Raw genomic sequence first — 12,459 nt, 5'->3', positions numbered from 1 at the left:
CGAAAGCCGTTGCGGGCCAAGAAGAGTCCGGTCGGCCCGCGCCCCGCACGCGGCGGGGGATCCGGACCCGCGCGACGCTGATCGCGGCCGCGCGGGAGGTGTTCGAACGTGACGGCTACCTCGAGGCGAAGATCTCCGACATCTCCGCCGCCGCGGGGGTGGCCGCGGGCTCGTTCTACACCTATTTCGACGGTAAGGACGAGATCTTCGGTGCGGTGGTCGAGCAGGTGCAGGAGGAGATGCTGCATCCGCACGTGCGCGAGCGCAGCGGTATCACCGATCCGTGCGCACTGATCGAGGCCGCGAACCGCGAATATCTGTTGTCCTACAAGCGAAACGCGCGCCTGATGGCGGTCTTCGAACAGGTCGCCCAGGTGGACGAGAACTTCCGGCGGATGCGCATCGAGCGCGGCCGCGCGTTCGTTCAGCGCAATGCGCGGATGATCCGCGCGTTGCAGAAGTCCGGGCAGGCCGCGGCCGATCTGGATCCGATGATCACCGCGCACGCGCTCTCGGGGATGGTCAGCCGCATGGCCTACCTGGTCTTCGTACTCGACCAGCGGATCCCGTTCGAGAAGCTGGTGGACACCCTGACCACCCTGTGGGTCAATGCCCTGCGGATCGAGGCGGAGTGAGCCCGCCGTGGCTGGTGAGCACGGCCGCGACGACTGGTGTATCTAATCCGCCACGGCCGCAACGTGTTCGGTGGTCGAAGCCGTGGTCCGGCGGCCCGCTCAGGCCTTGGCGCTGCCCCGCTGCCGGTACTTGCCCAGTTCGGCCCGCGCGATACTGCGCTTGTGCACCTCGTCGGGTCCGTCGGCCAGACGCAGTGTGCGCAGATGCGCCCAGAAGCTGGCGAGGGGGAAGTCCTCGGTCACCCCGCCCGCGCCGTGCAGCTGAATCGCCCGGTCCACGATCTTCAGCGCCATATTCGGCGCGGCGACCTTGATCGCGGCGATCTCCACCCGTGCCTGCTTGTTGCCGACGGTGTCCATCATCCAGGCCGCCTTGAGGGTCAGCAGGCGGGTCTGTTCGATCTCGATGCGGGCCTCGGCGATCCAGTCCTGGATGTTGGCGCGTTCGCTGAGCTTCGCGCCGAAGGTGCTGCGCGACTCCGCGCGCCGGCACATCAGTTCCAGGGCGCGCTCGGCCATGCCGATGGCCCGCATGCAGTGGTGGATGCGGCCGGGCCCGAGCCTGGCCTGGCTGATCGCGAACCCCTCACCCTCACCGGCGAGTACATCGCGGCTCGGGACGCGCACGTTGTCGAAGACGATCTCCGCGTGACCCTCGCGGTCGGAATATCCGAAGACCGGGAGATTCCGGACCACCAGCACACCGGGCGCGTCGATCGGGACGACCATCATCGACTGCTGCCGGTGCGGAAGGGCGTCGGGATCGGTCTTGCCCATCACGATCAGCACCTTGCAATTGGCGTGCAAAGCGTTGGAGGCGAACCACTTTCGGCCGTTGAGCAGGTAGTCGTCGCCGTCGCGGCGCATGCTCATCTCGATATTGGTCGCATCCGAGCTCGCCACGTCCGGTTCGGTCATGGCGAACGCGGAGCGGATGGTCCCGGCCAGCAGCGGTTCGAGCCAGCGCTGCTTGTGCTCCTCGGTGCCGAACAGCGTGAACACTTCCATATTCCCGGTGTCCGGGGCCGCGCAGTTGCACGCCTCGGGGGCCAGCGCCGGGCTGCGGCCCATGATCTCGGCCAGCGGCGCGTACTCGAGATTGGTCAGGCCCGGGCCCCATTGCGGATGCGGGTGGAACAGATTCCACAGCCCGCGCTCACGCGCCTCGGTCTTGAGGTCCTCGAGGATCTGCGGATGGTGGTGCGGCGCCCCGGCGGCGCGCATCTGCTCCTGATAGACCGCCTCCGCCGGGTAGACGCGATCCGTCATGAAAGCCGTGAGGTCCTCGATGTACTTCTGGGCGCGTTCGGAACCGGTGAACAGGTCCATCGGGTCTCCCATCGATGCGTGCCGCAGCACTGCGGCATCGGAGTGAAATCAACTGTAGTTCGGCGTCCGGGATCAGTTCCCGGGCACGCCGCGGGCGAATTCGATCAGCGCGGCGCTGACCTCGTCGGGGCGCTCCTGCTGGATCCAGTGGCCCGCGCCGTCGAGTAGCAGGGTGCCGCGCAGGTCGGTGAGCACGGTGTTCATCTTGGCCAGCGGGGTGAAGCGCAGCACCGCGTCGTCCGCGCCCGCGATGAAGTAGGCGGGTGCGGTGATCTTCGCCCCGGCCAGATCGGCGGACAGTTCCCAGTCGCGGTCGAGGTTGCGGTAGTAGTTGAGCCCGCCGGTGAAACCGGTTGCGGTGAACGTGTCGACGTAATACCGCAGTTCGTCCTCCGACAGCCACCGCGGCGGCCGCGGGTCCGCGCTGTCGCCGGACATGTCCTCGACGGTCACCACCTCGTCCCGCAGCAGGGTGCGCCGCACGTCGGCGGCCAGGACGGCGTCCGCGACGCCGGGCTCCTGGAACCAGCACATGTAGAAGTTCTCGCCCAGTCGCGAGCGGAAGATCGAGATCGGCGCTGCCTTGGGGCGCGGCGCGACCGGAACGCTCAGCCCCGCCACCGCCCGCACCCGGTCCGGATGCCGCAGCGCCAGCTGCCACACGACCGAGGCGCCCCAGTCGTGCCCGACGAAGATCGCGTCCCGCGCGCCGACCGCGTCGAGCAGGCCGACCAGGTCTCCGCAGAGGGTGGTCATGGCGTAGTCCTCGATCCGATCCGGCCGCGAGCTGCCGCCGTAGCCGCGCATATCCGGGGTCAGCGTGCGGAATCCGGCCTCGGCGAAGGCGAAGACCTGGTGCCGCCAGGAGAATCCGAGTTCGGGGAAGCCGTGGCAGAACACCACCAGCGGCCCCTCACCGTGTTCGACGACCCGTAGTTCGATCCCGTTCACCGCGACCTGTCTGCTGCCCAGCGCCGTCCAGTCCTGTACCGGGTTCGGTGTACCCACTTCTCGCGCCCACCTCGTCTGCCGAGTGCCTGCACCGCGGTCGCGGTACTCGACACGGTATGCAAAGCTGACGCCGGATTCAACTATGGTCCGTAAAGAGTTGGTGTACAGGGATTTTGAATCACATCGATCGGCAGCGAGTGTGATTCGGCGGAGTTCACGACCGCCCGTCGGGCGCGCTGTCCCGGCGTTCGGTCGAGCGGGCGCGGACCGCGGCGGCGACCTCGTCGGCGGCGGCTCGGATACCGTCCCCGTAGGGGTCCGCGCCGAGCGCGTCGAAATATTCGCGTGCGGCGTCGAGGTGCTGATCCGCGGCCTCGAAGGAGCCGAGGCGGCGCAGATTGTCGGCCAGGTTCAGGTGCAGGGAGGGGTAGAAGCCGCGCACGCGCAGGGCCGGATGATGCCGCCGGGCGCGCTCGTCGGTGAGCGCACCGGCCGCGTCGAGCGCCCGGACGTCCCAGATCAGGGCCTGCGCGGCGTCGTCGTACAGGTCGGCCAGGTAGTGCGCGAGGGTGCAGCGGTGCAGCGGGTCGCCGAGTGGGCCCATCGTGTGCCAGAGGCGCAGAAGTGTGTCGCGAGCCGTGTCGGGGTCGCCGTTGTGGCCGTACCCGACCGCGACGGTGATCGCGGTCATGGTGTCGTCAGGTTGGGCGGTGCTGTTCACGGATGGTCCTTCCGGGCGGTTGTGGTGCCGGGCGTCGACGTACGGGTCGGCATGGCGAGGGTGGTGAGGTCTCCGGCGGCGGCCGAGCGGATGACGACCGGCTGGTCCGGTGCGGCGATGTCGAGCATGATCTCCGGGCCGACGGCCGTGCGCAGCGCGGGGGACAGGGTACCGGGGTCGAAGGCCAGTGCGATCGGTATTCCGTTGACCGAAGCGGGAATTCGCCGTTCCGAACCGCTCGGTCGCGTGGACGTTCGCAGCGAGTCGGCATCTATCGCGCAGCGCAGGGTTCGCGTCCCGGCCTCATCGGTGGCTTCGAGGAGTAGATCGCGGTGCACCACCACGCGGGTGCGGGCCGAGGGCAGTTCGGCGAGCATGCGCCGATAGTCCGGATACGCCTCTTCGATTGCCGGACAGCGGATTTCTTCGGTTGTGGTCAATACGAGGGCGTCGGCGGCGGGGGAGATCGGGATGTGTTCCCGTTCGCGCAGCCGGGCGGTCGCCGCGGCGAGGTCACCGGCCTCGATCACCATCGACCAGGGATGCGCGGTCGCATGCACCGGGACCAGGGCCCGCGTGCTGAGCCGATATCGATCCGTCGCGGTCAACACCACCGAATCGCCGTCGGCCTCGACGAGAATCCCGCTGAGCGCCGCGAACTCGGTGTCCCGTGCGGCCGCCGACCGAACCTGCTCGATCGCCTCGGCGAATTCGGCTCCGCCGACCACGACCAGGCGCGGCTCGGATTCGGCCCGCAATGCGTACTTGATGGCCCCGACCGCCGCCGCGGCCTCGCGAGCCCGCCGCTCGAGCCCCGCGACGTGCTCGTCGAGCAGCCGACCGCCGACCTCGGCATCCCCCGCCAGCACCGTGGCCACGGCGTCGAGCGACATCCCGATCTCCCGCAACCGGCGAATGGTCACCGCCCGCTCCCGCTGTCCCGGCGTGTAATACCGATACCCGGTGAACGAATCCACCCGCGCGGGCGGCAGCAGTCCACAGTCGTCGTAGAACCGCAGCGCCGTCGCGGTGAGCCCGCTCGCCCGAGCCAACACTCCGATCGTGACGAACTCACCCGGTTCGTCCTCGAATTCCGATTCGGTCACGCGGGTCATCATGAAGCCTCGGGTAACCCGAAGGTCAACCCTCGCCTTCCCGAGCGTGTGCCGCGGCCCCGCCGTCCGCACCAGCGCTCAGCCATCGTCGGAACGGATCGGCTACCACCTTGCGGTAGCCGGGCGAAAGAATCGGATGCCGACAACGATTCGCCGACGTGACGAGCGACGGTCCTGTCGGTGCCGCGGTGAGGTCGGCTGGCATTGGTGCACCGACGTGCGCTTCTACATCCGACCGGTCTCGCACTGCGATATCTCGCCGACGGCGAGGAGATCGGCCGCCAGCACCGTGCCACCGGAACGCTGACGAACTCGTCTCGGCCGTCGCGGCGGTGAATCCGCGCACGGTCGTGGTGGTGAATTCCGGTGCGCCCGTGGAGATGCCGTGGCGCGATGACGTCGCGGCGGTCCTGCTGTCCTGGTTCCCGGGGCAGGAATTCGGCGGCGCGCTCGCCGACGTGCTGACCGGCGCGCGCGAACCGGGCGGCCGGTTGCCCACCACCTGGCCGGTGACGATGGCCGACGTCCCGGTGCTCGACACCACGCCGGACTCCGGCGGCACGCTGACCTACGCGGAGGGTGTGCACATCGGCTACCGCGCGTGGCTGCGGTCCGGTGTCGAGCCCGCGTACCCGTTCGGGCACGGCCTGGGCTATACGACCTGGGAACTGAGTGATCTCGAGGTGTCCGGTCGTACCGCGACCGTCACGGTCCGCAACACCGGTGACCGGTCCGGCAAATACGTTGTGCAGGCTTACCTTTCGCGGCCGCACAGCACCCTCGACCGGCCGGTGCGCTGGCTGGCGGCATTCGACGCGGTCACCCTCGACGCGGGCGGATCCCGGCGGGTCGAGATCGAGCTGCCGCGGCGAGCGTTCGAGCACTGGACCGAGCGGGGATGGGGTGTGGGAGCCGGGCTCGTTCACTCTGCACGTCGGCGGTTCGGTGACCGATCTCCCGCTGACCAGCGAGATCGCCTGAGACCGTGGGACCCGGATCACACATTTGCTGTGAACCAACTGTCAAGCGACGTAGAGTTTGGGCAGAGTGGAGTTACAACCATTGTCACTCCACTTGCGCGGCTGTACTTTTCGGTTATCTCCGGATCATCGAAAGGTCTTCCCAATGCTTCTCGCTCTCATCATCGCCGGACTCAGCGCCACTGGTAGCGCCGCCGCCGGCATCCTCGGCAGCGCGGCCACCTTCGCGGGCAACATCTGAACCATCCCGACCAGAACCGCCGGTGTTCCGTGAGCCGACACCGGTCGACGAACGCCCGGCAGATCGTTGATTCGATCTCGCCGGGCGTTTGCCATGCGTATGCCAGCGTTGACGTTTCGGTGCGCCTGGTGGTCTGCCCGGGGTATTCCCGAGATGATGTACGCGCGGGCTGGCGTACTGGACAATTGACCAGTACGCTGCGCCGAACAGGAATACGGCATGGTGTGCAGCACAGTGCCGCCCGGACCCGGTCGGGCGTCACCTCCGCGCGTCACGACACGAAGGAGCCCTCGGTGACGGTTTCGCGTCGATCGGTGCTGGCCGGTACGGCGGCCGCGGCGGTGGCCGGTATGTCCGCGGCGAATCCCGCGGGCGCGCAGCCGCCGCGGCACCAGGCGGACGGCCAGGGATACCTGATCGGATGCGGGATCGGCGATATCACGGGCGCGCCCGCGGGGCAGGGCATGATGGGCTACTCCGAGGCCGATCAGGTCGCCACCGGACTGCTCTCGCGGTGCTGGGCGCGCGCCTACGTCATCGTGGACCGGGTCAGCGGGGATCGCGTCGTCTTCATCACCGCCGACAACGCGTGTCTGTTCCAGTCGGTGCACCTCGAGGTGCTGCATCGGCTGGCACGGCGATTCGGGAATCTGTATACCGAACGCAACGTGAACATCAACGCCACGCACAATCACAATTCGTGCGGCGGGACCGCCCGCGAATACGCGTATTCCCTTGCCGCGTACGGGTTTCAGCAGAACTCGTTCGAGGCCGAGGTGAACGGGATCGTCACCGCGATCGGGCAGGCCCACGATCATCTGGCGCCCGGGACGATCATGCTCGGGCACAGGGAACTGCACGATGCCAGCGCCAACCGCTCCCGGGTCGCCTTCGAACTCGACCCGCCGCCGGACAAGGCCGTGTTCCCCGATGCCATCGACCCCGCGGTGACGGTGCTGCGGCTGCGTCAGGGCGGCCGGGACGTCGGGGCGATCACCTGGTTCGCCACCCACGGCACCTCGCTGACCGACCGCAATACGCTCATCTCCACCGACAACAAGGGCTATGCCAGCTACCGCTGGGAACACGACGAGATGGGTGTGCGCCACGGCGACGGCCGGCCGGACTTCCTCGCGGCGTTCGCGCAGACCAACGCGGGCGATATGACGCCCAATCTGAACTGCGTCCCGATGCACCCGTCCGGGCCGACCGAGAACAACCGGCTCAACTGCACGATCATCGGCGAGCGGCAGTATCGGGCCGGCCGCGCCGCCTTCGCCGTCGCGCGCCCCATGAGCCGCGGCGGAGTCGACGCGGTCGCGCACTACGTGAACATGGCCGATGTCGCCATCGACGGTTCGTACACCCCCGACGGCAAACCCGCCCGCACCGCACCGGCCATGATGGGCGCGGGCGCGATGGCGACGAGTGAGGAGGACAACTGGAACAGTCAGCTGTCGTTCCTGCGGGAGGGCGACACCAATCCGATGGTCGCCGCACTCGGCGGCATCGACGCTCCGATCGAACAGTGGATGCGAGATGCCCAGGCGCCCAAGCTGATCGCCGCCCCGCTGGGCATCCTGCCGCCGCGCCCGTGGAATCCGCAGGTGCTGATGATCCAGATCATGCGCATCGGTGATCTGGTATTGGCCTGCGGCCCAGCGGAATACACCGTCGTGGCCGGACTGCGGATCCGGCGTCTGGTCGCACATGCGCTCGGCGTGCCGCTCGAACACGTGCTCATGCAGGGGTACGCCAACGGCTACAGCCAGTACGTGACCACGCCCGAGGAGTACGTCTCCCAGCAGTACGAGGGCGGGGAGACCCAGTTCGGCCGCTGGACGCTCCCGGCCTACATGCAGGAATTCGACCGGCTGGCACGGGCTCTGGCCGCGCGCACCGACCTCGGCCGTGGCCCCGCACCGCTGGACTGGACCTCCGGACCGCAGCCGAATCTGCTGCCGCCGGTCCCGCCGGACCTGCCCGTCGCCGGGCGCGTCTTCGGTGACGTGCTCACTCAGCCGTCGAACGGCGTTGCGGGACAGACGATCACGGCCGAATTCTGTGGCGCGCATCCGAACAACGACTTCCACACCGGCGGAACCTATTTCGAGGTCGAGCGCGCGAACGGCCGGGACTGGCAACGAATTCAGGACGACAACGACTGGTGCACCGAGCTGCACTGGCGGCGTCCGGACGGCCAGCCCGCCGCCTCGATCGTGCGCATCCAATGGACCGTCCCCACCGGAACCCGCCCGGGCCGCTACCGCATCCGCTACACCGGCGACCGCCGCGACGCCACCGGCCACAACACGCGGTTCATCGGCACATCAGCGGAATTCACCATCGCCTGACCGGGCGTCTGGCCTGTTGTGTTCAGGCAGGCGCGGCGTCATCGGTTCGCAGGGCGATTTCGAGCTGAGCGGCCATGGCTCGACCGGCCGCGTGCAGCGGTTCGGGGGAGCGGAGGGTCCGGCTCAGGATGAACGCTCCCTCGAGCGCGCCCAGCATCGCCAGCATCAGCGCGCGTGCCGGATCGCGGCGCAGGCCGCGGCCGACGAGGTAGTCGGTACCCTGCTCGATCCACGATTCGACGACCTCCGCGGCCACCTCCCGCAGCGCGGGCCGGCTGTCGGCGATCTCCCCGGCGACGGTCCCGACCGGGCACATGTTCATCCATCCGGACTGTTCCATATCGGCTGCCGCGGCAGCGAATGCGGCCGGGACCGCCTCGCGCAGGTCGTCGTAGGGATCCATCAGCAGCGGCAGCAGCTGGATGTAGGCCGCGCCGCTGGTGCGCAGCGCCTCCGCGGCGACCTGCTGTTTGCCCTCCGGGAAGTGGTGGTACAGCGATCCGATCGGCGCACCGGCCGCGACGGTGAGCTCCTTGACGGTGGTCGCGCCGTACCCCTGACGACGCATCAGCTCGGTCGCGGCGGTGACGATTCGCGCGCGGGTGCTGGTTGACATGTTCTCCGCCATACCACCACACTAGAACACATGCTCTAGAGCAACTGTTCTAGCGAAGGGATCGGTTCGGATGCCAGTCGTCGAGATCGCCGCGGGCCGGGTGCACTATGTCGAACAGGGGGAGGGTCCACCGGTCGTGCTGCTGCACGGGTTGCTGATGAACCACACGCAGTGGGACCGGGTGATGCCGCTGTTGCCCGAGGGGTTCCGGTACATCCGGCCGACGCTGCCGCTGGGCGCCCATCCCGAGCCCATGCGCGCGGATGCGGATCTGAGCATGCGTGGCCTGAATCAGGTGCTCGCCGATCTGCTCGAGGCGCTGGACCTGCACGGCGTGACCCTGGTGCACACCGACTGGGGCGGCGGGCTGTTCCTCACCGCGTACGGCCTGGATGAGCGGGTTGCCCGCCTGATCGTCATGCCGTGTGAGGCGTTCGACAACTTCCCACCCGGCCTGCCGGGCAAGATGACCGTCGTCGCGGTCTACGCCCCGGGCGGCCTCACGCTGGCCCTGCGTCAGTTGCGTATCCCCGCGCTGCGGCGGCTGCCGGTGATGCTGGGCTGGATGGCTCGGCATCCCCTGCCCGACGATCTGGTGCGCGGCTGGACCGAACCGGGTCTGCGTGATGCCGGAGTCCGGCGTGATGTGCGCAAATACGGAAAATCACTGCCGCCGCGGGCGCAGTTGATCGCCGATACCGAGGCGCTGCGCGATTTCGGCGGTGAGGCGCTGGTGCTGTGGTCTTCGGCGGGCAAGGTCATGCCGCGTGAGCACGGCTCCCGGCTGGCGGATTTGCTGCCCAAGGGGCGGTTGAGGGAGATCGACGACGCCTACGTGCTGTCCATGATCGACCAACCCGCCGCCGTAGCGGGCGCGATGGCCGAATTCCTCACCGACACATGACGGTCGCCACAATCGTGGCGGAATAAACGGGGCCTGTAACCCGTTACATTGCGCGAGATTGCTGCGACATTACGGAGGGATACGGTGAATCGCCTGCTGAGGAACCCGCTACCCGCTGTCGGTCGCGCGCTGGGGCGTCGCCGGATCGTGATGCGTATCGCGCCCTTGGTCATTGCGCTGGAGCGCCTCGTCCGCCGGATCAGCCGGGGGCGGCACGGGGTACTGGACGTGGCCGGTCTGCCCTCGCTCGAGCTCACCGTCCTCGGCCGCAAATCCGGTGTGCCGCGCACGGTCTCGCTGCTGTACGTGCCCGAGGGACCGGACGACATCCTGCTGGTCGGCTCCAATTGGGGTCGGCCGCAGCATCCTTCGTGGTCGGCCAACCTCGATGCCGCCGATCACGCCGAGGTGCACAGTCGCGGAGAACGTTTCAAGGTTCGCGTCCGGCGCCTGAGCGGCACGGAGCGAAAGTGGGCCTGGGAGCGCGCAATCGAGCGCTGGCCCGGGTACGTGATGGAGCAGAATATGGTCCCCGAACGCCCTTTTCGGCTGTTCGAGCTGACCCGCATCTGATCGCGGCGAGACCGGTGGGGATCACGGAACGACGGTCACCGGCCAGCGCCCGGCCTTGACCAGCCGCACCGCCACCGACCCGATGAACCGGTGCCCGGCCTTCTCCGATGCCCCGACGATCACCGCGTCGGCCTTGAGTTCGTCGGCAGCTTGGGCCAGTCCGGTGTACGGATCGCCGCGGCGGGTGAAGAACTTCCAGCGTGTGGTGTACACGTCCTTGACTCGTTCGGCATGTTCGGAGATCTCGCGCGCGAGGTCGTCGGCCACCTCGGCGGTCGCGCCCTGCACATCCGCGCCGTACACCCCGGATATCGCCATGTACGGCTGGATGTACACCAGCGCCAGCAGTGCGTTCTGTCGTCTGGCCAGGCCCCCGGCGTAGGCAGCGGCGCGCCAGGAGACCTCGGTTCCGTCCACACCGGCCATGATCACGCGCGGTCCGTCGGTGCCCAATTCGAAGCCGGAACCCTTGTCGGCCGCCCACTCCGGAGTCTTCTCCTGCGCCACGAATCGAGCCTAATCGAGATGTCCGGTTCGGTACGAACGCCGGGTCGGTATCGGGTGCCCGGTGCCGGTGCACACGAGCGCGTACCGCATGGCTATCGTCGCCCGCATGACCACATCGCGGCCCCTGATCGCCGTCATGGGCGTGTCCGGCTCCGGCAAAACGACGGTGGGGCGGCTGCTGGCGAACGCACTCGGCGTGGCCTACACCGACGGTGACGATCTGCATCCCGCGGCCAATATCGCCAAGATGACCTCCGGCATCCCGCTGGACGACGCGGACCGCCTGCCGTGGCTGGACGCGGTGGGCCGCTGGCTGGCCGATCACGGCGACCGCGGCGCGGTGGTCAGCTGCTCGGCGCTCAAATACGAGTACCGCGACCGCCTCCGGGCCGCGGCTCCCGGACTGTACTTCGTCGCCCTGGACGTCCCGCGCGCGGAGCTGATCCACCGGATTGCAACGCGCACAGGACATTTCATGCACGTCGAGCTGCTCGACTCACAGCTGGCCACGTTGCAGCCGTTGGCCGCGCGGGAGTACGGCCACACCGTCGACGCCACCCGCGACCTGGACACCGTCGTGCACGATGTCCTCGCGGTCCTGCGCGGTGGCAGCGCCGGAACTCAGCCCAGGTAACGCCCGTACCAGTCGGTGACGCGCCGCCACGCCTCGGTGGCCCCGGCGGCGTTGTATCGCGGGCCGGTGTCGTTGAAGAAGGCGTGGTCCGCGCCCTGCGCGATGAAGGTCTCGTGCGGCAGACCCGCGTTCTCCAGTGCGGCCTCGGCGGCCGGGCGGGTGGCCCCGACCCGGGCGTCGAGCGATCCGTAGATCGCCAGCACCGCTGCCTTGGACCGGGACAGATCGCCTCCGGCGGGGAAGGGGCCGTAGAACGGCGTGGCCGCGGCGATGTTCGGCGTCCCGGCGGTGAGCAGCATCCAGGTCAGCCCGCCGCCGAAGCAGAATCCGGTCACGCCCAGCTTCCCGTCCGGCACCCGGCGCGCGAGTTCCTCGAGACCGGCTTGCAGATCCGCGACGAATCGTTCCTGCGGGATCTTGCTCAGCGCCGCGGTGGCCGCCGCGGGCTCGGAAAACGTTGCGGTGCCTCCCTCTTCGGACAGCAGGTCGACCGCCAGCGCACTGTAGCCGAGGCTCGCGAAACGTCCGGTGACCGAGCGGATGAAGTCGGTGAGCCCGGTGTTCTCGTGGATCACCAGCACACCCCCGCGCGGGCTCTTCTTCGCCTCCGACCACGCCGCGTGCAGGGTTCGCCCCTGCGGGCCCGCGAAGGTGACCGCGCTGGTGGGCAGTGCGCCCGCCGCCCCGGGCGGCCCCGAAGCGGTAGCCGCGGACGAGCTCGAATGTGCTTGGCCGTCACTCTGATTCGACGAGCAGGCGGCCAGGAGCGCCGAGGCCGCGGCGACGCCGAGCCCCATCATGCCCAGGCGGCGCAGGGCCTCGCGGCGATCGAGGATGCCGTCCGCGTGATCGGTCGCGATCTCCTCGGCCATGTACTGCTGCAAGGGGGTCATGGGGCA

At 68.7% G+C, this 12,459-nt stretch carries 13 protein-coding genes; 6 read left to right on the top strand and 7 right to left on the bottom strand.

The window, feature by feature from the left end; genetic code table 11:
* Positions 1–59 precede the first annotated feature (59 nt).
* Positions 60–635 (top strand): TetR/AcrR family transcriptional regulator, encoded by a 576-nt coding sequence (locus tag NM2_RS04960; protein WP_067664648.1) that lies wholly within the window; start codon positions 60–62, stop codon positions 633–635.
* A 99-nt stretch (positions 636–734) separates the two neighbouring features.
* On the opposite strand, the gene NM2_RS04955 is transcribed toward NM2_RS04960, so the two are convergent.
* From NM2_RS04955 to NM2_RS04940, 4 genes are all read right to left on the bottom strand, one after another.
* A complete protein-coding gene (locus tag NM2_RS04955; protein ID WP_067664527.1) occupies positions 735–1,964 on the bottom strand; it encodes an acyl-CoA dehydrogenase family protein in 1,230 nt (409 codons plus the stop codon).
* A 72-nt stretch (positions 1,965–2,036) separates the two neighbouring features.
* Complete coding sequence (locus NM2_RS04950; protein ID WP_067664525.1) at positions 2,037–2,972, bottom strand: alpha/beta fold hydrolase; 936 nt, start codon at positions 2,970–2,972, stop codon at positions 2,037–2,039.
* 157 nt (positions 2,973–3,129) lie between these two features.
* Positions 3,130–3,606, bottom strand: a complete 477-nt coding sequence (locus NM2_RS04945; RefSeq protein WP_067664646.1) for a hypothetical protein — start codon at positions 3,604–3,606, stop codon at positions 3,130–3,132.
* 26 nt (positions 3,607–3,632) lie between these two features.
* Positions 3,633–4,742: a DNA polymerase III subunit beta family protein gene (locus tag NM2_RS04940; RefSeq protein ID WP_245717845.1), complete on the bottom strand. Its 1,110-nt coding sequence runs from the start codon at positions 4,740–4,742 to the stop codon at positions 3,633–3,635.
* A gap of 341 nt (positions 4,743–5,083) precedes the next feature.
* On the opposite strand from NM2_RS04940, the gene NM2_RS04935 reads away from it, so the two are divergent.
* Both NM2_RS04935 and NM2_RS04930 read left to right on the top strand, forming a co-directional pair.
* Positions 5,084–5,920 (top strand): glycoside hydrolase family 3 C-terminal domain-containing protein, encoded by an 837-nt coding sequence (locus NM2_RS04935; protein WP_067664521.1) that lies wholly within the window; start codon positions 5,084–5,086, stop codon positions 5,918–5,920.
* A gap of 345 nt (positions 5,921–6,265) precedes the next feature.
* Positions 6,266–8,326: a neutral/alkaline ceramidase gene (locus NM2_RS04930; protein WP_067664644.1), complete on the top strand. Its 2,061-nt coding sequence runs from the start codon at positions 6,266–6,268 to the stop codon at positions 8,324–8,326.
* 22 nt (positions 8,327–8,348) lie between these two features.
* Here the strand turns inward: NM2_RS04930 and NM2_RS04925 are convergent, their stop codons facing one another.
* The gene (locus NM2_RS04925; protein WP_067664642.1) at positions 8,349–8,942 is read right to left on the bottom strand and encodes a TetR/AcrR family transcriptional regulator; all 594 of its coding nucleotides are present in this window, start codon (positions 8,940–8,942) and stop codon (positions 8,349–8,351) included.
* A gap of 70 nt (positions 8,943–9,012) precedes the next feature.
* Between NM2_RS04925 and NM2_RS04920 the strand changes: the two genes are divergently transcribed.
* Complete coding sequence (locus tag NM2_RS04920) at positions 9,013–9,846, top strand: alpha/beta fold hydrolase (protein WP_067664519.1); 834 nt, start codon at positions 9,013–9,015, stop codon at positions 9,844–9,846.
* An 84-nt stretch (positions 9,847–9,930) separates the two neighbouring features.
* The gene (locus NM2_RS04915; protein ID WP_245717844.1) at positions 9,931–10,419 is read left to right on the top strand and encodes a nitroreductase family deazaflavin-dependent oxidoreductase; all 489 of its coding nucleotides are present in this window, start codon (positions 9,931–9,933) and stop codon (positions 10,417–10,419) included.
* 21 nt (positions 10,420–10,440) lie between these two features.
* Here the strand turns inward: NM2_RS04915 and NM2_RS04910 are convergent, their stop codons facing one another.
* Positions 10,441–10,926 (bottom strand): universal stress protein, encoded by a 486-nt coding sequence (locus tag NM2_RS04910; RefSeq protein WP_245717843.1) that lies wholly within the window; start codon positions 10,924–10,926, stop codon positions 10,441–10,443.
* Positions 10,927–11,032: 106 nt separating this feature from the next.
* Between NM2_RS04910 and NM2_RS04905 the strand changes: the two genes are divergently transcribed.
* Positions 11,033–11,560 (top strand): gluconokinase, encoded by a 528-nt coding sequence (locus NM2_RS04905; RefSeq protein WP_067664638.1) that lies wholly within the window; start codon positions 11,033–11,035, stop codon positions 11,558–11,560.
* Here NM2_RS04905 and NM2_RS04900 read toward each other — a convergent pair.
* On the bottom strand, positions 11,548–12,453 hold the full coding sequence (locus NM2_RS04900) for a dienelactone hydrolase family protein (protein WP_067664515.1): 906 nt from the start codon (positions 12,451–12,453) through the stop codon (positions 11,548–11,550). The genes NM2_RS04905 and NM2_RS04900 overlap by 13 nt on opposite strands.
* Between the last annotated feature and the right edge of the window lie 6 nt (positions 12,454–12,459).

This window comes from Nocardia miyunensis NBRC 108239 (assembly GCF_001613065.1).
Taxonomy (GTDB): Bacteria; Actinomycetota; Actinomycetes; order Mycobacteriales; family Mycobacteriaceae; genus Nocardia; species Nocardia miyunensis.
This window is presented reverse-complemented; position numbering and strand designations above follow the sequence as displayed.